The 24441-nt window shown below is 73.4% G+C and carries 22 protein-coding genes; 8 read left to right on the top strand and 14 right to left on the bottom strand.

Going from position 1 to position 24441, the window contains the following annotated elements:
* Positions 1 to 53: 53 nt before the first annotated feature.
* Together OG715_RS08760 and tsaD are read right to left on the bottom strand one after the other, a co-directional pair.
* Positions 54 to 2381 (bottom strand): M9 family metallopeptidase, encoded by a 2328-nt coding sequence (locus OG715_RS08760; RefSeq protein WP_266275805.1) that lies wholly within the window; start codon positions 2379 to 2381, stop codon positions 54 to 56.
* Positions 2382 to 2560: 179 nt separating this feature from the next.
* A complete protein-coding gene (tsaD, locus tag OG715_RS08755) occupies positions 2561 to 3655 on the bottom strand; it encodes a tRNA (adenosine(37)-N6)-threonylcarbamoyltransferase complex transferase subunit TsaD (RefSeq protein WP_266275807.1) in 1095 nt (364 codons plus the stop codon).
* 183 nt (positions 3656 to 3838) lie between these two features.
* On the opposite strand from tsaD, the gene OG715_RS08750 reads away from it, so the two are divergent.
* Positions 3839 to 4441: a superoxide dismutase gene (locus OG715_RS08750; protein ID WP_043472659.1), complete on the top strand. Its 603-nt coding sequence runs from the start codon at positions 3839 to 3841 to the stop codon at positions 4439 to 4441.
* Positions 4442 to 4546: 105 nt separating this feature from the next.
* Here the strand turns inward: OG715_RS08750 and OG715_RS08745 are convergent, their stop codons facing one another.
* From OG715_RS08745 to OG715_RS08735, 3 genes are read right to left on the bottom strand one after another with little or no spacing between them, the layout of a single operon-like run.
* On the bottom strand, positions 4547 to 4855 hold the full coding sequence (locus OG715_RS08745; protein ID WP_266275809.1) for a putative quinol monooxygenase: 309 nt from the start codon (positions 4853 to 4855) through the stop codon (positions 4547 to 4549).
* 22 nt (positions 4856 to 4877) lie between these two features.
* Entirely contained in the window at positions 4878 to 5351 is a 474-nt protein-coding gene (locus tag OG715_RS08740; protein ID WP_266275811.1) for a hypothetical protein, read from the bottom strand.
* A gap of 11 nt (positions 5352 to 5362) precedes the next feature.
* Positions 5363 to 6610, bottom strand: coding sequence for a helix-turn-helix domain-containing protein (locus OG715_RS08735; RefSeq protein ID WP_266275812.1), 1248 nt, complete (start codon positions 6608 to 6610; stop codon positions 5363 to 5365).
* A 196-nt stretch (positions 6611 to 6806) separates the two neighbouring features.
* On the opposite strand from OG715_RS08735, the gene OG715_RS08730 reads away from it, so the two are divergent.
* Positions 6807 to 7274 carry an ATP-binding protein gene (locus OG715_RS08730; protein ID WP_266275814.1) on the top strand — a complete coding sequence of 156 codons (468 nt, stop codon included), beginning with the start codon at positions 6807 to 6809 and terminating at the stop codon, positions 7272 to 7274.
* Here the strand turns inward: OG715_RS08730 and meaB are convergent.
* Genes meaB through OG715_RS08715 form a run of 3 tightly spaced genes read right to left on the bottom strand, consistent with a single transcriptional unit; the run spans position 7252 to position 12401 of the window.
* The gene (meaB, locus tag OG715_RS08725) at positions 7252 to 8250 is read right to left on the bottom strand and encodes a methylmalonyl Co-A mutase-associated GTPase MeaB (RefSeq protein WP_030396408.1); all 999 of its coding nucleotides are present in this window, start codon (positions 8248 to 8250) and stop codon (positions 7252 to 7254) included. The two genes, OG715_RS08730 and meaB, sit on opposite strands and share 23 nt — an antisense overlap.
* 12 nt (positions 8251 to 8262) lie before the next feature.
* Positions 8263 to 10533: a methylmalonyl-CoA mutase gene (scpA, locus tag OG715_RS08720; RefSeq protein WP_266275815.1), complete on the bottom strand. Its 2271-nt coding sequence runs from the start codon at positions 10531 to 10533 to the stop codon at positions 8263 to 8265.
* A complete protein-coding gene (locus OG715_RS08715; RefSeq protein ID WP_266275817.1) occupies positions 10530 to 12401 on the bottom strand; it encodes a methylmalonyl-CoA mutase subunit beta in 1872 nt (623 codons plus the stop codon). The genes scpA and OG715_RS08715 overlap by 4 nt, the downstream gene beginning before the upstream one ends.
* 325 nt (positions 12402 to 12726) lie before the next feature.
* On the opposite strand from OG715_RS08715, the gene OG715_RS08710 reads away from it, so the two are divergent.
* Positions 12727 to 13755: a C40 family peptidase gene (locus OG715_RS08710; protein WP_266275819.1), complete on the top strand. Its 1029-nt coding sequence runs from the start codon at positions 12727 to 12729 to the stop codon at positions 13753 to 13755.
* Between the two features lie 57 nt (positions 13756 to 13812).
* Here the strand turns inward: OG715_RS08710 and OG715_RS08705 are convergent, their stop codons facing one another.
* From OG715_RS08705 to OG715_RS08690, 4 genes are read right to left on the bottom strand one after another with little or no spacing between them, the layout of a single operon-like run.
* Positions 13813 to 14142 carry a DHCW motif cupin fold protein gene (locus OG715_RS08705; protein ID WP_266275820.1) on the bottom strand — a complete coding sequence of 110 codons (330 nt, stop codon included), beginning with the start codon at positions 14140 to 14142 and terminating at the stop codon, positions 13813 to 13815.
* Positions 14143 to 14176: 34 nt separating this feature from the next.
* Positions 14177 to 15052, bottom strand: coding sequence for a M56 family metallopeptidase (locus OG715_RS08700; protein ID WP_266275821.1), 876 nt, complete (start codon positions 15050 to 15052; stop codon positions 14177 to 14179).
* Positions 15049 to 15420, bottom strand: coding sequence for a BlaI/MecI/CopY family transcriptional regulator (locus OG715_RS08695; RefSeq protein WP_266277382.1), 372 nt, complete (start codon positions 15418 to 15420; stop codon positions 15049 to 15051). The genes OG715_RS08700 and OG715_RS08695 overlap by 4 nt, the downstream gene beginning before the upstream one ends.
* A 59-nt stretch (positions 15421 to 15479) precedes the next feature.
* Positions 15480 to 16418 carry a TIGR01777 family oxidoreductase gene (locus OG715_RS08690; RefSeq protein ID WP_266275823.1) on the bottom strand — a complete coding sequence of 313 codons (939 nt, stop codon included), beginning with the start codon at positions 16416 to 16418 and terminating at the stop codon, positions 15480 to 15482.
* Between the two features lie 234 nt (positions 16419 to 16652).
* On the opposite strand from OG715_RS08690, the gene asnB reads away from it, so the two are divergent.
* Both asnB and OG715_RS08680 read left to right on the top strand, forming a co-directional pair.
* Positions 16653 to 18485 carry an asparagine synthase (glutamine-hydrolyzing) gene (gene asnB, locus OG715_RS08685; RefSeq protein WP_266275824.1) on the top strand — a complete coding sequence of 611 codons (1833 nt, stop codon included), beginning with the start codon at positions 16653 to 16655 and terminating at the stop codon, positions 18483 to 18485.
* Positions 18486 to 18588: 103 nt separating this feature from the next.
* Positions 18589 to 19266, top strand: a complete 678-nt coding sequence (locus tag OG715_RS08680; protein ID WP_266275825.1) for a YoaK family protein — start codon at positions 18589 to 18591, stop codon at positions 19264 to 19266.
* Between the two features lie 59 nt (positions 19267 to 19325).
* On the opposite strand, the gene OG715_RS08675 is transcribed toward OG715_RS08680, so the two are convergent.
* A complete protein-coding gene (locus OG715_RS08675) occupies positions 19326 to 19844 on the bottom strand; it encodes a GNAT family N-acetyltransferase (protein WP_327064129.1) in 519 nt (172 codons plus the stop codon).
* 40 nt (positions 19845 to 19884) lie between these two features.
* Positions 19885 to 20556: an Rv1733c family protein gene (locus tag OG715_RS08670; RefSeq protein ID WP_266275828.1), complete on the bottom strand. Its 672-nt coding sequence runs from the start codon at positions 20554 to 20556 to the stop codon at positions 19885 to 19887.
* Between the two features lie 408 nt (positions 20557 to 20964).
* On the opposite strand from OG715_RS08670, the gene OG715_RS08665 reads away from it, so the two are divergent.
* Genes OG715_RS08665 through OG715_RS08655 form a run of 3 tightly spaced genes read left to right on the top strand, consistent with a single transcriptional unit; the run spans position 20965 to position 24421 of the window.
* Positions 20965 to 21489, top strand: a complete 525-nt coding sequence (locus OG715_RS08665) for a PadR family transcriptional regulator (RefSeq protein ID WP_045941701.1) — start codon at positions 20965 to 20967, stop codon at positions 21487 to 21489.
* Positions 21486 to 22193: an ABC transporter ATP-binding protein gene (locus OG715_RS08660; RefSeq protein WP_045941700.1), complete on the top strand. Its 708-nt coding sequence runs from the start codon at positions 21486 to 21488 to the stop codon at positions 22191 to 22193. Before OG715_RS08665 ends, OG715_RS08660 begins: the two co-directional genes overlap by 4 nt.
* Positions 22190 to 24421: an FtsX-like permease family protein gene (locus OG715_RS08655; RefSeq protein WP_266275830.1), complete on the top strand. Its 2232-nt coding sequence runs from the start codon at positions 22190 to 22192 to the stop codon at positions 24419 to 24421. The genes OG715_RS08660 and OG715_RS08655 overlap by 4 nt, the downstream gene beginning before the upstream one ends.
* Positions 24422 to 24441 lie beyond the last annotated feature (20 nt).

The following is a 24441-nucleotide window of genomic DNA, read 5'->3' as shown; positions in this document are numbered from 1 at the left end:
TACCGGCGGGGCCCTGGTGCGCTCAGTGGTTCACCCTGGTGGTGCGGATGCTGCTACTGGTACTGCACGGAGAGGGTGGTGCCCGCGAAGTCCTGCTGGGCGGCGAGGCTGAAGTAGACCCAGCCGGCCGGGGGGTTGGTGATGGTCAGGGTCTCGCCGTTGCCCGCGTTGGTGGACTTGGCGAGGGCGTTGCTGGTGGTGGCCCAGTTGGAGCCGCCGTAGTACAGGTCGGCGTTGCCGGTGCCGCCGCTGCTGGTGAGGGTGAGCGTCTTGACGCCGGCCGGCAGGTTGATGAAGTGGTAGCTGTAGTTGCCGGTGACGGCGGCCAGGTTGTCCCGGCGGCAGTTGTTGTCGAACTGGCGGGTGTCCGGGATGGTGCAGACCGGGGTGGTCGGGGTGACCGGGCCGGTCGGGGCCTCCGGCAGCGGGCCGCAGTCGTTGGTGGCGCAGGCGCCGAGCCAGTTGCTGAAGTCGGCGTCGTAGCGGGTGCCGATGGTGGTCTTCAGGATGGTGCGGGCGCCGTTCCAGTCACCCGTGCGGTACTTGGCGAGCACGGCGTCCATGTCGGAGCGGTGCTGCTGCAGCATGTAGCGGGTGGCCAGCCAGCCCCAGCGGTAGACCCGGTTGGAGTTGGCGTCGGCGTCGGCGGTCTGGTCGTAGACGGTGTCGAAGAGCTCGCTGAGCTTGTAGGTCTTCTTGCCGGCCTCGGCGATCGCGTCGGCGTTGCGCACGTTGCGGTAACCGTAGGAGATGTTCTCGGCGATGCCCTCGACCCACCAGATGGTCGGGGTCACGATGCCGGCCTCGAAGTCGCCGGCCATGTTGTAGCGGCCGTCGAGGTAGTGGGTGTACTCGTGGTTGAGGTTCCAGATCTGGAACTCCGGGCGGATCCAGGACGCCTCGTGGGCGATGAAGCGGGCCTGGTTGCCGGCCACCGCCGGGTTGCCCTCCTCGTACATGCCGCCGTTGTCGACGTCGATGTCGTAGAAGGCCCAGGCGTACAGCGAGTACTGGTCGTAGTCGTCGAAGGCGACGACCTCCAGGTTGGTGTTCACATCGCCGGGGATGGCGCCCTTGTCACCGATGATCTTGTGGAAGTAGGCATCCTGGTTGATCAGGCTGGTGCAGGTGGTCGCAAGCTGACCCGGGGACATGTCCTGGGCCTTGATCTTCAGGCCGTCGTTGCAGACCTTCTGGATCGGCAGGATGACCGGCATGAGGCGGGTGTTCAGGTCGCAGATACCGAAGTCCGCGCAGTGGCCCTTGTCGAACTTGCGCGTCGCCCAGCCCAGGTTCATGGTGATCGGGGCGGTCGGGCCGACGTTCGGGTAGCGGTTGATCAGGTCCTTCATGATCGGCCGCAGCTGGGTCTTCAGCTCCGGCACGTCCAGCGCGTAGCCGAGGTAGCGGCCGATGTTGCTGACGATGTCGAAACGGTTCAGCAGGGAGTCGTTACGGGTGACGAAGCCGGACCAGGAGTTCAGGATGCTGGGGTCGGCCTTGAGGGCGGCCTTCCAGCCCTTGCTGTCGTTCGCGGCGGCGAAGCCGTCCTTGAGGACCCAGTCGAACTCGGCGACGGTGGCCGTCATCCGCTCGGGCCAGGTGCCGGTGTAGTTGTCGAGCAGCCACTTGAAGTAGCCGGCGTAACGGCCGAGGGTGTCGGTCTGGCCGATCACCTTGACGACCTCGACCATGAGGTCGCCGTTGGCGGCGGTGGCGTCCTTGCTGTGGTTGTTCGCGAAGAACGCGTCCAGCCCGCCACGGGTGGCGGCGGCCAGCGTCGGGCCGTAGCTGCCGATGGCGTTCGGATTGGTCTCGTGCAGGTAGTAGCCCGCCCGCAGGAAGAGCACCAGCTGGCCGATGGCGGTGCTGTTGTCGCCCGGGTAGGCCGGGGCGGCGTCGCGCAGCGCGTTCGCGACGGTCACCATGTTGGCCTCGCGGAAGGCGGAGCCCGAGGCGTTGACGTCGATGTTGAACAGCGGCCAGGTGCACTCGACCCGCGGCAGGGCCTTGAGCTGCTGGACCAGGGAGCTGCCCGAGGCGTTGAGCACCCCGGACAGGTCGGGACAGGGGTCCGCGGCGGCGGCCGAGAAGCCCTTGGCGGCCTTGACCGGAGCGGTGGCCGGGGCGGCGGGCGGGGTGTGCGCCGCGGCGCTGTCCTGGGCGGAGATCTTGTAGGCGCTGGTGCTCTTGGCATCGGGCGACTTGGGGACCGGGATCGACCGCGGCGTGGCGGCCGCGGCCTTGGTGCCGGCCGGGGTGGAGGCGCCGGCCGGGGCGGCCTGGGCCTGCGGGGCGAACAGTCCGAGGGCGATGAAGAAGGCCGCGCCGAGCGCAGGGAGCTTGCGCGCGTTGGCCGTGTTTATCCGGGAGGGACGCATCTGTGGGGGCCTCCGGGGCCGTTCGGGGCCGCGATTTGGGGGGCGCGGCCACTCGATGTGTGACATGTAAAATGGCACACATCGCCAGTCGGCGGGAAGGCCCGGGGGTCGAATAATCGTTCGCCGCAACCGAAACGTTGTCAGGGGGCCCCGAGGTGGGGCATTTGTCCTGGTAGGGCTCAGGCGGCCGGTGCGGCGGAGCCGCGCGGGGCGAGGGTCGCGGCGGCCCGAGGGGTGAGCGCCGCCGCCTCCAGCGGGGCCGAGGGGTCGACCGAGAGGTCCGCCGGGGCCGGCTCGGCACCGGCCCGGACCAGCAGGTCGCCGACGGCCGCGACCATCGCCCCGTTGTCGGTGCACAGCCGCAGCGGCGGCACCCGCAGCGCGATCCCGGCCGAGGCGCAGCGCCGCTCGGCCAGCTCCCGCACCCGCGAGTTGGCGGCCACCCCGCCTACCACCACCAGGGTGCCGATCCCGTGGTCCAGGCAGGCCCTGACGGCCTTGCGGGTCAGCACGTCGGCGATCGCCTCCTGCAGCGCGGCGGCCGCGTCCGGGACGTTCGGCTCGGCACCGGCGGCCCGTTGCGCCTCGACCCAGCGGGCGGCGGCGGTCTTCAGGCCGGAGAAGGAGAAGGCGTAGGGCGGGTCGTTCGGCCCGCTCAGCGGGCGCGGCAGGCGCACCGCGCGCCGGTCGCCGTCCCGGGCGGCCCGGTCGATCGCGGGCCCGCCCGGGTAGGGCAGGCGCAGGATCCGGGCGACCTTGTCGAAGCACTCGCCGGCCGCGTCGTCCAGGGTGTCCCCGAGGTGGACCACCGGGTCGCGCGCCAGGTCGCGCACCAGCAGCAGCGAGGTGTGCCCGCCCGAGACGATGAGCACGACGCACGGGTCGGGCAGCGGCCCGCCGTCGAGCGTCGCGGCGGCCACGTGCCCGGCGAGGTGGTGCACCCCGTACAGCGGGACGCCGAGCGAGAAGGAGTAGGCCTTGGCGGCCGCCACCCCGATCTGCAGTGCCCCGGCCAGGCCCGGACCGGTCGTCACCGCCACCGCCCCGACGTCGGCGAGGGTGAGCCCGGCCCGTTGCAGGGCCTCGTCGACGACCGGCGCCATCGCGTGGAGGTGCGCGCGGGCGGCGATCTCGGGGACCACGCCGCCGTAGCGGGCGTGCTCGTCCATCGAGGACGCCACCGCCTGGCCGAGCAGTACGCCGTCGCGCACCAGCCCCGCGCCGGTCTCGTCGCAGGACGACTCGATGCCCAGCACCACCGGCGATCCGGCCACAGTGTCCACCTTTATTGCTTGCTTCTACTACCTGCAACTATTGTGCAACAAGGATCCGCGGTGAAGATCTCCGGGGTGGGAGGAATACGCAGGAGCCGGTGCTTAGTTTCTGCAACTGATACGCAATAGTGTTGACCCGGCACGATCGTCACCGTTGAACTCGCCGAAAGGGCCCGTCTCCTGATGAGCACCTACTCGCTTCCCGACCTCCCGTACGACTACTCCGCGCTGGAGCGCGCGATGTCCGCGGAGATCCTGGAGCTGCACCACTCCAAGCACCACGCCGCGTACGTCAAGGGCGCCAACGACACCCTTGAGCAGCTCGCCGAGGCGCGGGACAAGGAGCAGTTCGGCGGCCTGGTCGGGCTGCAGAAGACCTTCGCCTTCCACCTGTCCGGCCACGTGCTGCACTCGCTGTTCTGGCAGAACCTCTCCCCGGAGGGCGGCGACCGCCCCGAGGGCGAGCTGGCCGACGCCATCACCGAGCACTTCGGCAGCTTCGACGCCTTCAAGAAGCAGCTGAGCACCGCCACCACCGGCGTCCAGGGCTCGGGCTGGGGCATCCTCTCCTGGGAGCCGCTGGCCGGCCGCCTGATCGTCGAGCAGGTCTACGACCACCACGGCAACGTCGGCCAGGGCACCACCCCGCTGCTGGCCTTCGACGCCTGGGAGCACGCCTACTACCTGCAGTACCGCAACGTCCGCCCCGACTACGTCACCCGCCTGTGGGACGTCGTCAACTGGCAGGACGTCTCGGCCCGCTTCACGGCGGCGAAGAGCGCCTGACCCTGCATTTTTGGGGTGAGCCGCCCACAAACACCTGACCCAGGGCAGGGCAGGTAACGAAGGGCCCCCGAAGGTGCGAACCGTCCGGGGGCCCTTTCGTGCGTGTCAGGCAGACCCCTTGCCGTCGATCTTGTCCAGGAAGGTCACGTCGAACGATTCGAGGTACCGGCCGCGCTCGGCCAGGAACCGGCGGACATGAGGCTGCCGCTCGTGCTCCTCGAACGCCTCGCGGTCCGCGTACAGCTCGTAGAAGATCCGGACGCGCGGCTCGTCCGGCACGGCGTGATTGACGTAGACGAGAGTCCCGGGCTCCTCGGCGCGGATCCCTTCGAGTGCTTCCCGTGCCAGTTCGTCGAAGGCGTGAGCGGCTGTCGCATCACGGGCCACGAACCGGGCAACGAGGCCGAATCCCATGCTTCTCCCCTTCCTCGATCGATCAGCGCCGGGCCCCGGCGGGCCAGAGCACCTGGACGGGAATGCCCAGCCGCCGGGCGTGGGCGACGACGTCCGCCGTCCCGCCGAAGCCCCGGGCGGGCAGGCCGTCCCAGACGGCGATCAGCCGGTCGACCCGGCCGACGAGCAGCTCGCTCCCGGCCATGTGAGCGGCCTCGTCCGACTCCACCCGGCCGGTGCGGTGCTCCTCGGAGGCGTCCCGGAGGAGGCGGTCGTAGACCGGGTGATGCCACTCCGGCAGGCCGTCGCGGTACCGCTGGGCGGGGACGACCACTTCGAGCCGGGCACCCCGGTGGAGCGCGAGCTCGGCGATCCACGCGTCCGGCCCGTCCGCGATGCAGGACACGACCGTGAGTTCGGACGCGTCCTCCGCCGCCAGGGAGTCGGCCAGCAACTGCCGGACCTTCCGCTCCAGCTCGGCATCCAGCCCCCGGTGCCCCGTGATCCCGATCCGCATCGTGCTCCTTCCTAGAGGTGTACGCCGTGCAGCCGCTCGTCGAATTCACGAACGGCCTTGGACGGCGAGGACGTGCTGAACGATCTCCGCAGGGAACGTCCTCTTTCGACGATCCGTCCCGAGCGGTACTGGAGGCCGATCTCCAGGGCTTGGCCGCCGAGCGCGAACGCCGCCTCGACCCGCCCAGCGGCCAAGTGGCCCGCCGCCACATCCATGAACATCAGTGCCCGCTGTTTCGCATGACCAGTCGCAGTGGGAGTGTGGACAACCGTGGATGTCCACGCCGTGAGCCCCAGTTTGGCGCCGCAGGTCACGCGAACTGCGGCGATCTTTGACTCGTCGAAGGTGAACACCCAGGGCCAGGGCGGTCGTTCCCCGTCTGAGCTGCCTTCAATCACTGCTCGGCTCCGCATCAACGCGCGATCGGCGCTTCGCCGATCGCCCGCAGCGGCATGTCCCAGGGCCTCGACCGACGAGAGCCAGGCGTCGGCGATCGGCGGATACTCCGGTTCGAGGCACCTTCGAGCGCTTCGTGCAAGGCTCAGTGCTTGGACGGCGTTGCCGGAGTGCGCTTCGAACTGGGCGAGACTTCCTGACTGGTAGGCCGTGAGGAGTGGGTTCGAACTCGACCGGGCGGCCTTGATCGCGGCCCCGTAGAACGAACGCGCCGAGCCGTGGTCGCCCATGTCCCAGGCCAGCCAGGCCGCCAGGCTCGCGGCCTCGCTCGCGACACCGGCGAGTCCTGTCCGTGCGGCCTCGGTCGGTGCCGTTCGCATGAGTCCCTGAATCAGCCGCAGATGCGCGTGCACGGCCTCGGCCAGCTCGCGGGAGGGCGTCGATCCGTCCAGCCTCCGGTACGAGGTCGTGGCGAGCCGGAGCGCCGCTGCCTGCGGCTCGGTCTCGTCCATGACGTGGTCGACGACGGCGAGAACGGGCGCGGCGACGGCGATCGCCGCCGCCGCGCCGAGGAACTGACGCCTCTCCACGTTCTCGCCTCCCTTCGTCGTCCGCATCGGCGGGCCTGCCAGGCCCAGCACGGCCGGCGGGATCTCCAGATGTCGTGAGATCCGCAGCAGGACGTCCATGGCGTACGGTCCGCTGCCGCGCTTCTCCAGCCGGGAGGCGGCCGACTGCGACAGTCCGCACGCCGCGCCCAACTGCAGTTGGGTCAGCCGCCGGTAGGTTCGCGCCAGTTCGACGATCTTCCCGTAGTTCCCGGTCCGGGACGCTTCCCGGACCGCGACCGAGTTCCAGTTCACCAGCCCACCCAAAGCTACGGGCCCGCCCGGGGCCGGTGACGCGCTCCGATGCGGCGCGCGCATACGCGTATGCGGGCGCCGCATCATCGATCGTCCCATACACGTGACGAGTTGTTGACTGCCGGTGACAGGTCGCTCTGTTCGACGCGCGGCCTCGCACCGGCAGCACTCCTGCCCCGTCGACGTGGAGGCGTTCATGGTGGTCAGCCCGCTCAGCAGTGCCCGGTTCCCGGTTCCGCTGGACTGGGGGACGCCGCCGGCACCGGAGGCGGTGCCGGCGGCGCGGTGGCTGGTGGGGGCGATCGTGCGGGAATGGGGTGTGCCGCTCGCGGACGACGCCCTCAGGGACCTGGAGCTGTGTGCCAACGCGCTGCTGCACACCGGGGACCGTTGTGCCGTGACCGTGTTGCGGCGGCCGGGGCGCCTGAGAGTCGAGGTGTTCGACCGGTGCCCCGCGCTCCCGCGGCGGGAGCGCGGGGTCGAAGCGACGGGTGGGCGGGGGCTGTTGCTGGTGGAGGTCCTCGCCGATGCATGGGGCTGGTACCCACAGGGGGACGGCAAGGTGGTCTGGTTCGAGTTCCCCGAGCAGCACGAAGCGCCGTGCCCCACGCATGGGTGGGGCACGGCGCTCGGCCTCGTGCTCAGCTCGCGGGTGGCGTGCTGAAGGCGTCCAGGATTCTGTCCGCCGCGAGTGTCGCGGTCATCGTGCCCTCGCGCACCCGCCGCTCCAGCTCCGGGACCAGGCGGCCCACCTCGGGGTGGGAGTGGAGCCGGGCCAGCAGCTGGTCGTGGACCATCGCCCACGTCCACTCCACCTGCTGGTCGCGGCGCTTGGCGGCCAGTGCGCCGGTCGCGTCCAGGACCTTGCGGTGCTGCTGGAGGCGCTCCCAGAGCACGTCCAGCCCGCCCCCGTCGCGGCCCGAGCAGGTCAGCACGGGCGGCGTCCACGGCGCGTCGGGAGCCTGCAACAGGCGCAGCGCGCCCGCGAGTTCGCGGGCGGCGGCCTTGGCGTCGAGTTCGTGCGGGCCGTCGGCCTTGTTGACGGCGATGACGTCGGCGAGTTCCAGGACGCCCTTCTTGATGCCCTGCAGCTGGTCGCCGGTGCGGGCCAGCGAGAGCAGCAGGAAGGAGTCGACCATGCCGGCCACGGTGGTCTCGGACTGGCCGACGCCGACCGTCTCGATCAGCACCACGTCGTAGCCCGCCGCCTCCATCACCAGCATCGACTCCCGGGTGGCCTTGGCCACCCCGCCGAGGGTGCCGGAGGTCGGGGACGGCCGGACGAAGGCGTTCGGGTCCACCGCCAGGCGTTCCATCCGGGTCTTGTCACCCAGGATCGAGCCGCCGGTCCGGCTGGAGGTCGGGTCGACGGCCAGCACCGCGACCTTGTGACCCTGCGCGGTGAGCATGGTGCCGAAGGCGTCGATGAAGGTCGACTTGCCGACCCCGGGCACCCCCGTGATGCCCACCCGGACCGCTCCGCCGGAGTGCGGCAGCAGCCGCGTCAGCAGCTGCTGCGCCAGCGCGCGGTGGTCGGGCCGGGTGGACTCGACGAGGGTGATGGCCCGCGCGATGTACGCGCGCGAGCCCTCCCGCACACCCGTCGCGTAGCTGTCGAGGTCGATCGTCCGGGGCGGCATCCGACCCGGGCCTCAGATCTCGTGGCCGAGGTCGGCGGCGAGCGACTTCAGGAGGTCGTAGGCGGCCTCCGGGATCACCGTGCCGGGCGGGAAGACCGCCGCGGCGCCCGCCTCGTAGAGGGCGTCGAAGTCCTGCGGGGGGATCACCCCGCCGACCACGATGGTGATGTCCTCGCGTCCGGCGGCGGCGAGTTCGGCGCGCAGCGCGGGCACCAGGGTGAGGTGGCCGGCGGCGAGCGAGGAGACGCCGACGATGTGCACGTCCGCCTCGACGGCCTGCCGGGCGACCTCGGCGGGGGTCTGGAACAGCGGGCCCACGTCCACGGTGAAACCGAGGTCGGCGAAGGCGGTGGCGATCACCTTCTGGCCGCGGTCGTGGCCGTCCTGGCCCATCTTGGCGACCAGGATGCGGGGGCGGCGGCCCTCGGCCCGCTCGAACCGCTCGACCAGTTCCCGGGTGCGCTGCAGGGGGGCGGAGGCGCCCGCTTCGTCTCGGTACACACCGGAGATGGTACGGATCTGGCCCGAGTGGCGGCCGTACACCTTCTCCAGGGCGTCGGAGATCTCGCCGACGGTGGCCTTGGCGCGGGCGGCGTTCACGGCGAGGTGCAGCAGGTTGCCGTCGAGCGAGCCGCCGCGCGAGGGCCCGGCCTCGGCGGCCCGGGTGAGCGCGTCCAGGGCGGCGCGGGTGGCGGTCTCGTCGCGCTCCGCGCGCAGCCGGCGAAGCTTCTCGATCTGGGCGGCGCGCACCGCGGAGTTGTCGACCTTGAGCACGTCGATCTGCTCGTCGCTCTCCACCCGGTACTTGTTGACGCCGATCACCGGCTGGCGGCCGGAGTCGATCCGCGCCTGGGTGCGGGCGGCGGCCTCCTCGACCCGCAGCTTGGGGATGCCGGCGTCGATGGCCTTGGCCATGCCGCCGGCTGCCTCGACCTCCTGGATGTGCTGCCAGGCGCGGTTCGCGAGGTCGTGGGTGAGCTTCTCGACGTAGGCCGAGCCGCCCCACGGGTCGATGACCCGGCAGGTGCCGGACTCCTGCTGCAGCAGCAGCTGGGTGTTGCGGGCGATCCGGGCGGAGAAGTCGGTCGGCAGCGCGAGCGCCTCGTCCAGCGCGTTGGTGTGCAGCGACTGGGTGTGGCCCTGGGTGGCGGCCATCGCCTCCACGCAGGTGCGGGCGACGTTGTTGAAGACGTCCTGGGCGGTGAGCGACCAGCCGGAGGTCTGCGAGTGGGTGCGCAGGGACAGCGACTTGGCGTTCTTCGGGTCGAACTGCTTGACCAGCTTGGCCCAGAGCAGCCGGGCCGCGCGCAGCTTGGCGACCTCCATGAAGAAGTTCATGCCGATCGCCCAGAAGAACGACAGCCGGGGCGCGAACGCGTCCACGTCCAGGCCGACGTCCAGTCCGGCCCGCAGGTACTCGACGCCGTCGGCCAGGGTGTAGGCCAGCTCCAGGTCGGCGGTGGCCCCGGCCTCCTGGATGTGGTAGCCGGAGATGGAGATCGAGTTGTACCGGGGCATCTTCTGCGAGGTGTACGCGAAGATGTCGGAGATGATCCGCATCGAGGGCTGCGGCGGGTAGATGTACGTGTTGCGGACCATGAACTCCTTGAGGATGTCGTTCTGGATGGTCCCGGCCAGCTTCTCCGGCGGCACCCCCTGCTCCTCGGCCGCCACGATGTACAGCGCCAGTACGGGCAGCACCGCGCCGTTCATGGTCATCGAGACGGACATCCGGTCCAGCGGGATGCCGTCGAACAGCTGGCGCATGTCGTAGATCGAGTCGATCGCCACGCCCGCCATGCCGACGTCGCCGGTGACCCGCGGGTGGTCGCTGTCGTAGCCGCGGTGGGTCGGCAGGTCGAAGGCGACCGACAGGCCCTTCTGACCGGCCGCGAGGTTGCGGCGGTAGAAGGCGTTGGACTCCTCGGCGGTGGAGAAGCCCGCGTACTGCCGGACCGTCCACGGCTGGTTGACGTACATCGTCGGGTACGGGCCGCGCAGGTACGGGGCGATGCCCGGGTAGGTGCCCAGGAAGTCCAGCCCGGCGAGGTCCTCGGCGGTGTACAGCGGCTTGACGCCGATGCCCTCGGGGGTGTCCCAGAGCTGCTCGTCGACGTCCTTGCCGGTGGCCTGCCGCCAGGCGGCGCGCCACTGGCCCTCGGTGGCGGCGGCGGTGGCCGTGGTGGTGGCGCCGGCGCTGGTGGTGGCCGTGGCGTCCGGACGGGCGGCGGGGGCGCCGTCGGCGTCCGGGTCGAGCCCGATCGCGGTGAAGTCGGGGATCATCGGGCCACTCCGATCTCGTCGAGCAGGGAGGTGAGGACGGCGACGGCGTCGCCGCCGGCGAAGACGAAGCCGTCCACGCCCGCGGGCGGGTTCTCGCCCGGCCGGCCGGCCAGCAGGACGCGCCGCGCGCCGGCCGCCGCCAGTGCGGAGGCCACCGCCTCGGCGTGTTCGCCGTACAGGGCGTCGCTGGAGCAGAGGCAGGCCACCGCGGCGCCGCTGGCGGCGAACGCCTCGGCGAAGGCCGCCGGGTCGGTGCCCTCGTGCGCGGTGGTGGCGATGCCGCCGGCCTGGAACAGGTTGGCGGCGAAGGTGGTGCGCGCGGTGTGCGCGGAGGCGGTGCCGATCGAGGCCAGGAACAGCGCCGGGCGGCCGCCGGTGGCGGCGAGGTGCGCGTCCGAGCGGTCGCGCAGTGCCTCGTAGGCCTCGGCCCGCCGCACGGTCGGCAGTCCGCCGCCGGGGCCGGCCGGGGCGGGCTCGCGGACGAGCGCCTGCTCGCCGAGGTTGGGGAACTCACTGACGCCGGTGACCGGTTCGCGCCGCTTGGCGAGCCGGACCGAGCGCTCGGCCCAGGTGGCGGCGATCCGCTGCTCGACCAGTCCGGACTCCAGCGCGGCGCGCTGGCCGCCGGCCCGCTCGATCTCCTGGAACCAGGCCCAGGCGGCGTGGGCGAGTTCGTCGGTCAGCCGCTCCACGTACCAGGAGCCGCCGGCCGGGTCGACGACCCGGGCGAGGTGCGACTCCTCCAGCAGGATCGCCTGGGTGTTGCGGGCGATCCTGCGGGCGAAGGCGTCCGGCAGGCCGACGGCGGTGTCGAACGGCAGCACGGTCACCGCGTCGGCCCCGCCGACACCGGCGGCCAGGCAGGCGATGGTGGTGCGCAGCATGTTCACCCACGGGTCGCGGGCGGTCATCATCACGTCGGAGGTGACGGCGTGCTGGCGCTGCGCGGAGGCTGCGGGGGTGGCGCCGCTGGCCTCGGCGACCCGGGCCCAGAGCCGGCGCGCGGCGCGGAGCTTGGCGATCGTCAGGAACTGGTCGGCGTCGGCGGCGTAGCGGAACTCCAGCTGGCCGAGCGCGGCGTCCACGGAGAGTCCGGCGGCGGTGAGCGCGCGCAGGTAGGCGACGCCGGTGGCGACCGAGGCGCCCAGTTCCTGCGCGGGGGAGGCGCCGGCGCCGTGGTACGGCAGGGCGTCGACGGCCAGCGCGCGCACGCCGGGGTAGCCCTCGGCGCAGCGGGTGGCGAGCGAGGCGGCCTCGGCGAGCAGGGCGTCGGTGCGCGCGGCGTCGCCGGTGCGGGCCTGGAGGCCGAGCGGGTCGGCGCCGAGGGTGGCGACGGCGGAGCCGGGGGAGACCTCGCGCTCGCGGTACAGCGCGAACAGCTGTTCGGCGGCGGCTGGGAACTCGGCACCCGCGTCGAGGACCACGGCGGCCAGGTCGAGGTAGACGCCGGTGAGCGCCTCGCCCAGCGCGGTGACGGGCAGTCCGGACCCGCCGAGCTCCAGCCAGAGCGAGCCGCCGCCGTGCTCCAGGTCGGCCAGCGCGGCCTGGTTGGTGCGGCGCGGATCGGGGTCGCTGTGCCGCTGGCGGACGTCCCAGCCCGAGACGGTGGCGCCCTGCGGCCGGGCGCCGCGCACGAACGGCGGGAAGCCGGGGAGGCCGGGGTCGGCCGGGGCGTCCTCGGCGGTGTACAGCGGGCGGGCGCGCAGCCCGTCCTGGAGCGCGGTACCGAGCGCGTGCTCGGCCGCGGCGCCGTCCTCGGGCTGCGCCCCCGCCTTGCGGAGCACACCCTCGACGAGGGTCTGCCACTGCGCGCGGTGGGCGGCCGGGAACTCGGCGGCCAGGGGAAGCCCTTCGGGCGGGACCGTCATGCCCCGCAGGTTAGCGCCCGCTCGCGGGAGCGCAGGAGAGGCGAAGGGTGTGACCTTGCCCTCTCTGTGCACTCTGTTGCACTACCGGTGCCACCAGGGGGTTGTGAGGGGGTGCGCGGGGGCAGGGCCCGGCGGTTGGGGGCGGGCGGCTTGCGCAAGCCCGGCGGTCATCTACTAAATTACTTAGGAGAACGCGGGCGGAGCGGGCGCTGCACCCCCGGCGCACGCCGGCCTGCCCGTTCACCCGCCCGTGTTCGCGCCGTTCGGTCCTTGACGGTCCCTACGGTCCGGCTTCACCCCTTCTCGCCGCCAGGAGACCGCCAGCATGGGAAAGCGCCGCAAGCCCAGCCCGCCCAGCCGGGCCCGTCTGGCGGTCCTCACGACCGCGATGGCCGGCGGCGTCGTCCTCACCGCCGGGCCCGCCCAGGCCGAGCCGACGCCGGGCCTCGCCGCCGTGAAGGAGGAGGTCGACCGGCTCAACGAGGAGGCCGAGCAGTCGATCGAGCGCTACAACGGCTTCCAGGAGAAGCAGCAGAAGCTCCAGGGCGAGGCGGGCCGGATCCAGGAGAAGGTGGCCCGGGGCCAGGACGCGATGAACGAGCTGCGCACCCAGCTCGGCGGCATCGCGGCCGACCAGTACCGCAACGGCGGCATCGACCCGTCCGTCCAGCTGATGCTCGATGCCGACCCCGGCGCCTACCTGGCCCGGGCCTCCGCCCAGAACCAGGTCGTCGACTCGCAGGCGGCCCTGCTGCGCCAGGCCCTGGCCGAGCAGCGCCGGCTCGACCAGGACCGCGCCGAGGCGACCGCCACCCTCGCCCAGCTCGACCAGGCGGCCGCCGCGCTCGCGGGCGAGAAGAAGGCGGTCCAGGACAAGCTGGCCAAGGCCCAGGCGCTGCTCAACAAGTTGAGCGCCGCCGACCGGGCCAAGGTCAACGCCCAGGAGGCCGCCGCCACCCGGGCCTCCCGCTCCGCCGCCGAGCGGCCCGCCTTCACCGGCCCCGTTTCCGGACGGGCCGCCGCCGTGGTCCAGTTCGCCTACTCCCAGCTCGGCAAGCCGTACGTCTGGGGCGCCACCGGCCCGTCCGGCTACGACTGCTCCGGCCTCACCGGCGCCGCCTACCGCGCGGCCGGGGTCCAGCTGCCGCGCGTCTCCCAGTCCCAGTGGAACGCCGGCTCCCGCATCGCCCGCGCCGACCTCCAGCCGGGCGACCTGGTCTTCTTCTACGGCGACCTGCACCACGTCGGCCTCTACATCGGCGACGGCAAGATGATCCACGCCCCGCGCACGGGGAAGAACGTGGAGGTCCTCCCGATCGACACCATGCCCTACGTCGGCGCCGTCCGGCCCTGAGGCGTCGATGGCGGCCGGGGTGCCTGCTGCTCTCAACGGCCGGGGCGCCCGCCGCCCTCAGTCGACGATCAGCAGGCTGGCGCCGTTCGGCGCGCTGGAGCGGTGGGCCTCCGCGTCGTCGGCCACCTGGTAGCTGCCGCCCCGGCCGGTGACCACGACGCGGCCGTCGTCGAGCGTGGTCACGAGCTCGCCCTCCAGGACGTACAGCACGTGCCCCTTGCGGCACCAGTGGTCGGCGACGTAGCCCGGGCTGTAGTCCACCCGCCGGACCCTGACCTCGCCGAACTGCTGCACGCGGCTGGTCACTTCCCCGCGCTCGCCCGGCTTGCGCTCCTCGTCGACCTGGTTCCAGTCGGTGGCGGTGAAGGGGAAACCGGTGAGATCCATGCGGTCACCCTAGTCACGCCGAACGCCACGGCGATCACGGGTGCGGGGCGCAGGCCAGCAGGTAGGGGAGGAGCGGGGCGGCGAGGGCGGCCAGGCGGTAGGCGGGGGCCGGGGGCGCGGGGGTGCGGGCGAGGCGCTGGACACGGGCGAGCACACCGGTGGACGCGGCGGCGAGGCCGGCCGGTCCCGGCCCGGCCCCGGCGGTGGCCAGGGCGCAGAGCGCGCCCGCGAGTTCGGCGGGGGTCACCCGGGCGAGCGCGGCGTCGTCGGCCGCCATCTCCAGCAGCAGCGCCACCTCCGCCCGCCCGAGCCGGGCCAGCGGGAGCCGGCCGAGGAGGAGCGCGAAGGTGTCGGCGGCGAGCAGGACCAGGTGGTGGCGGCCGCGCAGGTGTCCGTACTCGTGGGCGACGGCCGCGGCGAGCCGCCGTTCGTCCAGCAGGTCGACGGCGCCCCGGGTGGCCACCACCCGGGCCCGGTAGCCGGGCAGGCAGTAGACGGCGGGCCGGGGGTCCTCCAGGACGAGCAGCCGGCGCCCCGGGTCCCGGGTGGCGACCAGGTCGAGCGTCTCCCGGTGCCGCCGCCGGGCCCGGGCGGCCCGCGCGGCGAGCACGGCGGTGACCGCCGCGACCGCGCCGCCGGCCGCCACCGGGGCCCACCAGTCGTGGGCGTGCGGCGCGACGGCCGACTCCAGGTGCGGGAGCAGGCCGACGAGGCCGGCCGGTTCGTGCCCGATCGGTGCCACCAGGTGGTGCGCGGCCAGCAGCAGCCCGCTGCCGAAGGAGGCCATCAGCGCGAGCCAGACGCCCGCGCCGAGGGCCGGCCGGGCCTGGAGCCGCGGCGAGCCGGCCAGCCGCCGCGGGAACAGGAAGCCGACCAGGAGCAGGTGCAGCGCCAGCAGGGCGAGGGTCACCGGTCGTCGTCCCGCGCCTTGACCTGCTCCAGGGCGGCGAGCAGGGCCGTCGCCTCGTCGCCGCTGATCCGGTCGACGAAGTGCAGCAGGGCCCCGGCGCGGTCCGGGCTGGTCTCCAGGGCCTGGTGCATCAGCTGGGCGGTGTACGACTCCCGGGTGCAGGTCGGCTCGTAGACCCAGGCCCGGCCGACCTTGCTCCGCCGCAGCCACTCCTTGCCGTGCAGGATGTCGGCGACGGTGTTGACGGTGGTGTACGCGACGGGGCGCTGCCGCCGCAGGTCGTCGACGACCTCGCGCACGGTGGCCGGGCGGCCCCAGGACCAGAGCCGGTCCATGATCTCGGCCTCCAGATCGCCCAGTCCGCGCAGCACCCGTCCGCTCCTCCGTCGTTCCGTCCCCGTGCCCGCCGCCCATCGTAGGGCCGAGCTCAGCGGCCCGTCCGCCGGAGCAGGTCGGTGGCCGCCGCGGACCAGTGCGGGTGCTCGAAGCCGAACCCCGCCGCCAGCAGCCGCCCCGGGGTCACCGCCCGGCTCTTCAGCAGCAGCTCGGTGTCCGAGCGGAGCGCGAACGCGCCGAGTTCGGCCATCCACCGGGTGGCCGGGAGCCCAACCGGGATGCCCTTGGCCCGCCGGATCGTCCGCATGAACACCCGCTGCGGCACCGGCGTCGGCGCGGCCAGGTTGACCGGTCCGGCGATGTCCTCCCGGTCGATCAGGAAGCGGACCGCGCGGACCAGGTCCCGGTCGTGGATCCACGACAGGTACTGCCCGCCGCCGTCGACCGACCCGCCCAGGCCGGTCCTGGCCAGCCGCACCAGCTGGTCGAAGGCGCCGCCGGCCTCCGGGCTCATCACCATGGCGCAGCGCAGCGCGACCCGCCGGGTGTGCGGGGTGGCCGCCTCGGTCTGCTCGCGCTCCCAGGCGCGGGCGATCCGCACGCTGCGCTCCCAGTACGCGGGCACGCCGGGCTCGTCGCCGCCGATGACGCCGGTGTCCTCGTCGTGCGGGGCGCCGTAGGTGTGGGCGTAGATGGTGGCGGTGCTCATCTGCAGCCAGACCCGGGGAGGGCGGCGGGCGCCCGCGATCGCGCGGCCGACGGCCCGGGTGGAGTGCACCCGGGAGTCCATCATGTCGCGCAGGTTCTCCTCGGTGTAGCGGCAGTCGACGCTGCGCCCGGCGAGGTTGACGACGGCGTCGGCGCCGTCGATCGCGGCGGTCCAGCGGCCCAGCGAGCGGCCGTCCCAGTAGATCTCCTGGTCGCGCCGGGGCCGGCGGGTCAGCACCAGGACCTCGTGGCCGTCGGCGGTGAGCGCCCGGTCCAGGATGCGCCCGATATGGCCGGTCCCGCCGGGTATGACGATCCTCATCGCGGATTCCCCCCTCGAACGATTGGTCGTGCGCACCCTAGCGGTCGACCTGAACGTGTTCAAAATGCCGGTGTCGACAGCACATGGCCGGAAATGTGTCCGAATCCGTGGAACCACCACGGGTGCTCACCCGACTGGTGGTCCGGATCCGATCGTCTGCTCGCCCGAGCCTGTCCAAGCTCGCCCAAGCTCGTCCAAGTTCGTTGTCCAAGCTCGTCCAAGGAGTGCTCGCGCATGTGCGGAATCACCGGCTGGGTGTCCTTCCACCAGGACGTCCGCCACAGCGCCCCCGTCATCGAGGCGATGACCGCCACCATGACCCTGCGCGGCCCCGACGCCGGCGGTGTCTGGCTCGGCCGCCACGCCGCCCTCGGCCACCGCCGCCTCGCCGTCATCGACATCGACGGCGGCGCCCAGCCGATGCCCGACCGCCGGGACGAGCCCGGCGTCGTCCTCACCTACAGCGGCGAGGTCTACAACCACCACCAGCTGCGCGCCGAACTCCGCGCCAAGGGCCACCGCTTCGAGACCCGCAGCGACACCGAGGTGGTGCTCCGCGCCTACCAGGAGTGGGGCGACGCCCTCGTCGAGCGGCTGGAGGGCATGTACGCCTTCGCCGTCTGGGACGAGCGCGAGCAGCGCCTTCTGCTGGTCCGCGACCGCCTCGGCGTCAAGCCGCTGTTCTGGGCCGAGATCGACGGCGGCGTCGCCTTCGGCTCCGAGCCCAAGGCGCTCTTCGCCCACCCGGAGATCACCCCCACGGTGGACGCCGACGGCCTGCGCGAGGCCTACAGCCTGCTCTTCAACACCGGCCCCACGGTCTGGTCCGGCGTCCGCGAGGTCCACCCCGGCGCCCTGCTCGTCCTCGACCGCAGTGGCGTCCGCGAGACCCGCTACTGGGAGCTCACCGCCCGCCCGCACACCGACGACCTGGAGGCCACCAAGGAGCGGATCGGCGAGCTCGTCAACCTCGCCGCCCGCGCCCAGCTGGAGGCCGACGTCCCGCTCTGCAGCCTGCTCTCCGGCGGCCTGGACTCGACCATCGTCACCGCCCTGGTCGCCGACGAACTGCGCCTCCAGGAGGGCCCGGACGCCAAGCTGCGCTCCTACGCGGTCGACTACAGCGACCAGGCGGAGCAGTTCACCGGCGACGTGCTGCGCACCGGCCACGACACCCCGTTCGCCGCCGAGGCCGGCGCGTTCATCGGCAGCGACCACTCCACCGTGGTGCTCGACCCGCGCACCCTGCTGGACCTGGAGCACCGCCGCGCCGTCGTCGTCTCCCGGGACTCGCCGATCGGCGTCGGCGACATGGACACCTCGCTCTACCTGCTGTTCGGCGAGATCCGCAAGCACTCCACGGTCGCGCTCTCCGGCGAGGCCGCCGACGAGGTGTTCGGCGGCTACCCGTGGTTCCACAACCCCAAGGCGCTCGCCGCGCAGACCTTCCCCTGGCTGCTCGTCACCGGCGACGAGGCGGCCATGCCGATCAACCCGGACCTCGCCGCCCACCTGCGGATCGCCGAGTTCCGCGACGACACCTACCACAGCGCGCTGGCCGCCGTCCCGCACGCGGACGGCGAGAGCCCCGAGGAGCACCGCCAGCGCGAGATGCAGCACCTGTCGATGACCCGCTGGCTGCGCCAGCTGCTGCACCGCAAGGACCGCCTCTCGATGGCCCAGGGCCTGGAGGTGCGGGTGCCGTACTGCGACCACCGGCTGGTCGAGTACGCGTTCAACGCCCCCTGGGCGATGAAGAGCTACGACGGCCGGGAGAAGAGCCTGCTGCGCGCGGCCGGCCAGGGCATCGCCCCGGACTCGGTGCTGTGGCGGCCCAAGAACCACTACCCGGCGACCCACCACGCCGACTACAACAGCGGGCTCCAGCGGCTCGCCCGCGAGGCGCTGGACGCGCCGCACGTGCGCGACATCGCCGACGAGACGGTCATCAAGGCCAGTCTGGACACGCCGGCCGACCAGCTGGAGTGGGGCCACCGGCTCCGGCTGGAGCGCGTCGTCGACCTCGCGCTCTGGCTGGACCACCACCGCCCGACGCTCGCCGTCTGACGGACGCTCCGCCCGGTGGGGCCCGACGCACGTGCGTCGGGCCCCACCGGGCGCGTCCCGGTTAGGCTGCCGGAAGGCGAGGGCGACCGGCAGGAGGGCCAGGATGCGCGACCCCCGGCACGGGCCGCTGGTGGCGATGCTGCTGCTGCTCACCGTGGTCACCGGACTGGTCGACGCCGTGAGCTACCTCGCCCTCGGACACGTCTTCGTCGCCAATATGACCGGCAATGTGATCTTCCTCGGCTTCGCCCTGGCCGGCGCGCCCGGCCTCTCCGCGCGCGCCTCGCTGGCCGCCCTCGCCGCCTTCCTGGCCGGCGCGCTCGCGGGCGGGCACCTCGCCCGGCGCCGCCCCGCCCACCGCGGGCGGCTGCTGGTCCTCACCGTGGCGGTCCAGTCGGTCCTGTTCGCCGGCTGCGCCGTCCTCGCCGCGACCCTCGGCCACACCGCCGAACCGGTCCGCTACACCCTGATCTGCGTGCTGGGCGGCGCGATGGGCCTGCAGAACGCGGTCGTCCGCGCGCTCAAGGTGCCGGACCTGACCACCACCGTGCTGACGATGACCCTCACCGCCCTGGCCGCCGAGCGCGCCGGTCCCCGCCGACTGGCCTCGGCCGCCTGGATGTTCGCGGGCGCCCTGCTCGGCGCCGTGCTCGTCCTGCACGCCGCCGTCCCGGTCGCCCTCGCCGCCGCCCTGGTCCTCCTCCTCGCCGTCGCCGCCCTCACCCACCACGCCTCCGGCCACCCCGCCGCCCCCTGGACCCACCCCGACCCGGCCCGCTGACCGGCCGGCTCTCCAGGGGTACCCGGTCGGGAGGGTGCAGGTCGGGAGGGTGCCGGGGCTCAGGGGCGGGTGGCGAGGAAGGCGTCGAACTCGGCGCCGTACCAGCGGGTGGTGCGGCCCAGCGGGGTCATGCCGAGGCGGCGGCAGACCGCGGCGGAGCGGTCGTTGCCGGGGCGGACCACGGCGTGGATCTCGGTGAGGCCGTCGGCGAAGCCCTTGGCGAGGGTGGCACGGGCGGCCTCGGTGGCGAAGCCGTGGCCCCAGGAGTCGGGGTGCAGGTGCCAGCCGACCTCGATCTCGCCGTTGCCGGTGCCGTCCTCGTCCGGCAGCGGGATCAGGATCACCGAGCCGGCCACCACGCCGGTGTCCTTGCGCTCCAGGGCCCAGATCCCGTAGCGGGGGTCGGCCGAGCGCTGCCGCCAGCGGTCGATCACGGCCGGTACCTCGGCGGGCGACTCCAGGGCCTTCGGGGTGGCGCCCAGCCATTGGGCGACCTCCCAGCGGGAGTAGGTGTCGAACGCGCGCTCGGCGTCGGCGTGCTGCCAGAGGCGGGCGGTCAGCCGTTCGGTGCTGAACAAGGGCGTCTCCATCGGGGGTTCGAGGGTGCTCGGTGTGTTGTCAGTCGTCCTGCGGCTGGCTGGTGCGGCCGGACCAGCGGGGCTCCCAGTGCGCCCAGGAGCGTTCCCAGTCGCGGGCGGCCCGCCGGTCGAGGGCGCGCAGCCGCAGGGTGAGCAGGCAGCCGATCAGGGCTGCCAGGACGGCTGCGCCGGCCAGGCCGGTGCAGACCACCCCCACGGCCAGGCCGACCGCGGTGGCCGGGGGAGTGGCGGGCCGCCCGTCGTCGTCGACCCAGAGGGTGACGGTGGATCCGGTGGCGGCGCTGCGCGGGACCTCGACGGTGCCGGTGCGGGCCAGGCCGTCGGGGGAGGTCCAGGAGACCGAGGTGTCGACCCGCTTCTCGTAGCCGCCGCTCCACCGGCCGGCGCCGGTGTCCTCGGCGCGGAGCCGCCCGAGGACGAGTGCCTCGGTGCGGTGCAGTCGGCCGCGGTCGGCCTCGGCGGTGCGCCCGGCGGCGCGGTGGCCGAGGACGGCGGCGCCGGCGACCCCGGCCAGGCCGAGGACCAGGGCGAGGCCGGCGGCGAGCCAGGCGCGGCTGCGGGCGCGGTCGACCGGGCGGGCGAGGGGTTCGCGGGCCCGGACGGTGCGGCGGCGGCCGAGGGCGCGGCGCAGCGCGCGGCCGGCCCGCCGGGGCGGCGGCACGGTGCGGGCCGGGCGGGGTGTCCTGGACACGATGCGTGCTCCTCACGGCGGTTGGCGTGCGTGGGCCCCGTCGACTCCAATTTCCCCCGGCACCGCCCCCGGGCACAAGAGTCGGTCACCCGGCCGGGGCGAGGGACTCCCGGTCCCCGGCCGGGTGCCGGGACCGGGACGTTCGGCCCTCGGCGGGCCGGGGGTCGAAGGGGCAGGCTGGCACCGGCCGCGCCCCCCGTGCCGGGGGCGCGGTGGTCCGGCCCGCTGTGGGGGCTCGCCGGGCCGCCGTGCAGGGCGGGGGACGGGTTTTGGGGCCGTCCCCCGCCTGCGGCGTTCCAGGGCCCCAGGATCGGCCCGCCTGGTCGGGCGACACGGTGTTTTCGCAGGTCATAGCCGTATTCTCGCGAGCTATACACTCGGTGTATATCCCTGGTGTATGTTCTTCCTATGAGTGTTCCCCTCACCCTTCTCGGGCTGCTGGAGCGCGAGCCGAGCCACGGCTACGACCTCAAGCGCGACTACGACGCCTTCTTCGGGCGCGGCAAGCCCCTGCCGTACGGTCAGGTCTATTCCACGCTCGGCCGCCTGGCCCGGGACGGCAAAGTCGTCGCCGGCGAGGCCGAGCCCGGCGACGGGCCCGAACGCAAGCGCTACGTCATCACCGAGGCCGGGGTGACCGAGTTCGAGCACTGGCTCGCCGAGCCCGTCGCCCCCGAACCCACCCTCCAGTCGGTGCTGTTCACCAAGGTCGTGCTCGCCCTGCTGCTCGGCCGCGACGCCGAGGCGTACCTCGACACCCAGCGCGCCGCCCACCTGCGCCGGATGCGCGAGCTGACCGAACTGCGCCGCACCGGCCCGCTGGTCGACGCCCTGCTCGCCGACCACGGCCTCTTCCACCTGGAAGCGGACCTCCGCTGGATCGACCTGACCACTGCCCGCCTGGACGCCCTCGCCGCGGAGGTACGCGCATGAGCCCCCTGATAGAAGCCCGCGACGTCGAACTCGCCTTCGGCGAGACCCCGGCCCTGCGCGGCGCCAGCCTGGCCGCCGAGGCCGGGGAGGTGCTCGCCGTGATGGGCGCCAGCGGCTCCGGCAAGTCCACCCTGCTGCACTGCCTGGCCGGCATCCTCGTCCCCGACGCGGGCGAGGTGCACTTCGACGGACAGCGGATCGACCGGCTGGACGAGAACCGGCGCAGCGCCCTGCGCCGGGACGCGTTCGGCTTCGTGTTCCAGTTCGGCCAGCTCGTCCCGGAACTGACGGCCGAGGAGAACATCGCCCTGCCGCTGCTGCTCGGCGGCGTCCGCCGGGCCGCCGCCCTCGCCGAGGCCCGCCCCTGGTTCGCCCGGCTCGGCCTCGACGGCCTGGGGAGCCGCCGCTCCGGCGAACTCTCCGGCGGCCAGGCCCAGCGGGTCGCGCTCGCCCGCGGCCTGGTCACCCGCCCCCGGGTGCTGTTCGCCGACGAGCCGACCGGCGCGCTGGACTCGCTCACCGGCGAGCAGGTGATGGAGCTGATGGTCGGCGCCGCCCGCGAACAGGGCACCACCGTCGTCCTGGTCACCCACGAGCCCCGGGTCGCCGCCTACGCCGACCGCGAGGCCGTGGTCCGGGACGGCCGGGCCCGGCTGCTCTCCACCGGGTACGCGCCGGGCGTGGCGGAGCGGGTCGCCCCGTGATCACCTTCGCGCTGCGCCTCGCCGTCAGCGGCGGCCGCCAGGCCGTCGCCCGGCTGCTCACCATCACCGCCGCCACCGCCGTCGGCGTCGGCCTGCTGCTCTCCACGCTCGCCGCCGTGAACGCCGTCGGGGCCGCCAACGACCGGATGCTCTGGTCCAACAGCGGCGCCAAGAGCCGCACCGAGACGGCGAACGTCGATCCGCTCTGGTGGCGCGACCACGGCCCCGAGTTCTACGACGGCAAGCGGCTGCTGTACATCGAGGTCGCCGCCACCGGTCCGACCTCGCCCGTCCCGCCGGGCATGGCGAAGCTCCCCGCAACGGGCGAGTACTACGCCTCGCCCGCCCTCGCGAAACTGATTCGCGAGACACCGGCCGACCACCTGGCCGACCGCTTCCCGGGCCGGCTCGTCGGAGAGATCGGCAAGGCCGCGCTCGCCTCCCCGGACTCCCTGGTCCTGGTCGAGGGCCAGGACCGGACCGCCCTCGCGGCCCGCCCCGGCGCCCGCCCGATCACCACCATCGCCGACCGGCTCCCGGACTGCCAGGCAGACTGCCCGGGGGGCGGCGTGCGCGGCGACGCCATGACACTGATCCTCTCCGTGGTCGCCGGGGCGCTGCTGTTCCCCGTGGTGATCTTCATCGGCACGGCCACCCGGCTCTCCGCCGCCACCCGGGAGCAGCGCTACGCCGCGATGCGCCTGGTCGGGGCGACACCCCGGCAGATCACCGCGATCGCGGCCGTCGAGTCCACCCTGGCCGCCGTGGCCGGCACCGTCCTCGGCTTCGTGGTGTTCCTGCTGCTGCGACCGCTGGTGGCGACCGTCCCGTTCACCGGGGAGCGCTTCTTCACCGAGGACCTCACCCTCACCGCCGTCCAGTGCGCGGCCGTGCTGCTCGGTGTCCCGCTCGCCGCCGCCGTGGCCGCCCGGCTCGCCCTGCGCCGGGTCACCGTCTCCCCGCTCGGCGTCAGCCGCCGGGCCACCCCGAAGCCGCCGTCCGTCTGGCGGGTGGCGCCGCTGCTGGCGGGGCTCGCCGAACTCGCCTGGTTCGTCGGCCGCCGCCCGCAGACCACCAACGGCCAGACCGCCGCCTACCTGACCGGCTTCCTGGTGGTCATGTTCGGCCTGGTGGTCGCCGGCCCCTGGCTGACCATGGCCGTGGCCCGGCTGGTCGCCGCCCGGACCAGCCGCCCGGCCACCCTGATCGCCGTCCGTCGGCTCGCCGACGACCCCAAAGCCGGGTTCCGCTCGGTGGCCGGCCTGATCCTGGCCCTGTTCGTCACCACCGCGACGGTCGCCATCATCGGCACCATCGACCTCAACCGCGGCGCGCTCAGCGGAGACCCGCAGACCCGGGTCGCGGTGGAGCACGGTGTCATGGCCGGCGAGCCGCCGATGACCGATGCCCTTCCGGAGCGGGTCCTCGCCGACCTGCGGGCCGTGCCCGGCTTCCGGGGCCTCGCCGTCGCCCACGCCAACCCGGACGGCCTGGCGCACGACCCGGACGCCCCGCCCGACTGGCCCGAGGCCTCCCTGGTGTCCTGCGCCGACCTCGCCCAGACCCCGGCGGTCGGCCACTGCGCCCCCGGCGCCGCCGTCGCCGCCGTCGAGCCGTTCGGCTTCCTGAGCCTGACCTCGCAGGCCGCGAAGGAATGGCCGACCGCGCCGATCACCGCCGAGGCCGTCGACCGGCTGCCCGTGCTGTCGCTCTACATGACGACGGACGGGACCACCGCCGCCAAGGAGCGCGTCCGCACCCTGCTCAGCCGGGCTTTCCCGGACCAGCACGCCAGGATGGTCCAGGACTGGGGCTCCGCCCAGCAGAAGGAGCTCGCCGGCTGGCGGCAGCTGGCCGACGTGGTGCTGCTCACCACCCTGCCGATCGCCGGCTGCAGCCTGGCGGTGAGTGTGGTCGCCGGCCTGTCCGACCGGCGCCGGCCGTTCGCGATGCTCCGGCTCACCGGGGCGCCGCTGCGGATGCTGCGGGCGGTGATCGGCCTGGAGAGCGCGCTGCCGCTGCTGGTGGTGTCGGCCCTGGCGATCGGGACGGGCTTCGCCGCGGCCGCGATGTTCCTCAAGTCGCAGATGGACTACGACCTGGTGTCGCCCGGCGGGGTGTTCTTCGGCCTGGTGCTGGTCGGGCTGGCGTCCTCGCTCGGGATCATCGCCTCCACGCTGCCGCTGCTGAAGCGGATCACCGGCCCGGAGGCGGCCCGCAACGGCTGAGGCCCGGCCCCGCCGGGAAA

The sequence above is a fragment of the Kitasatospora purpeofusca genome (genome assembly GCF_036010405.1).
In the GTDB taxonomy this organism is placed as follows: Bacteria; Actinomycetota; Actinomycetes; order Streptomycetales; family Streptomycetaceae; genus Kitasatospora; species Kitasatospora purpeofusca.
Note: the sequence above shows the minus strand (reverse complement) of the source record. Positions and strands in the feature narration are given on the sequence as shown.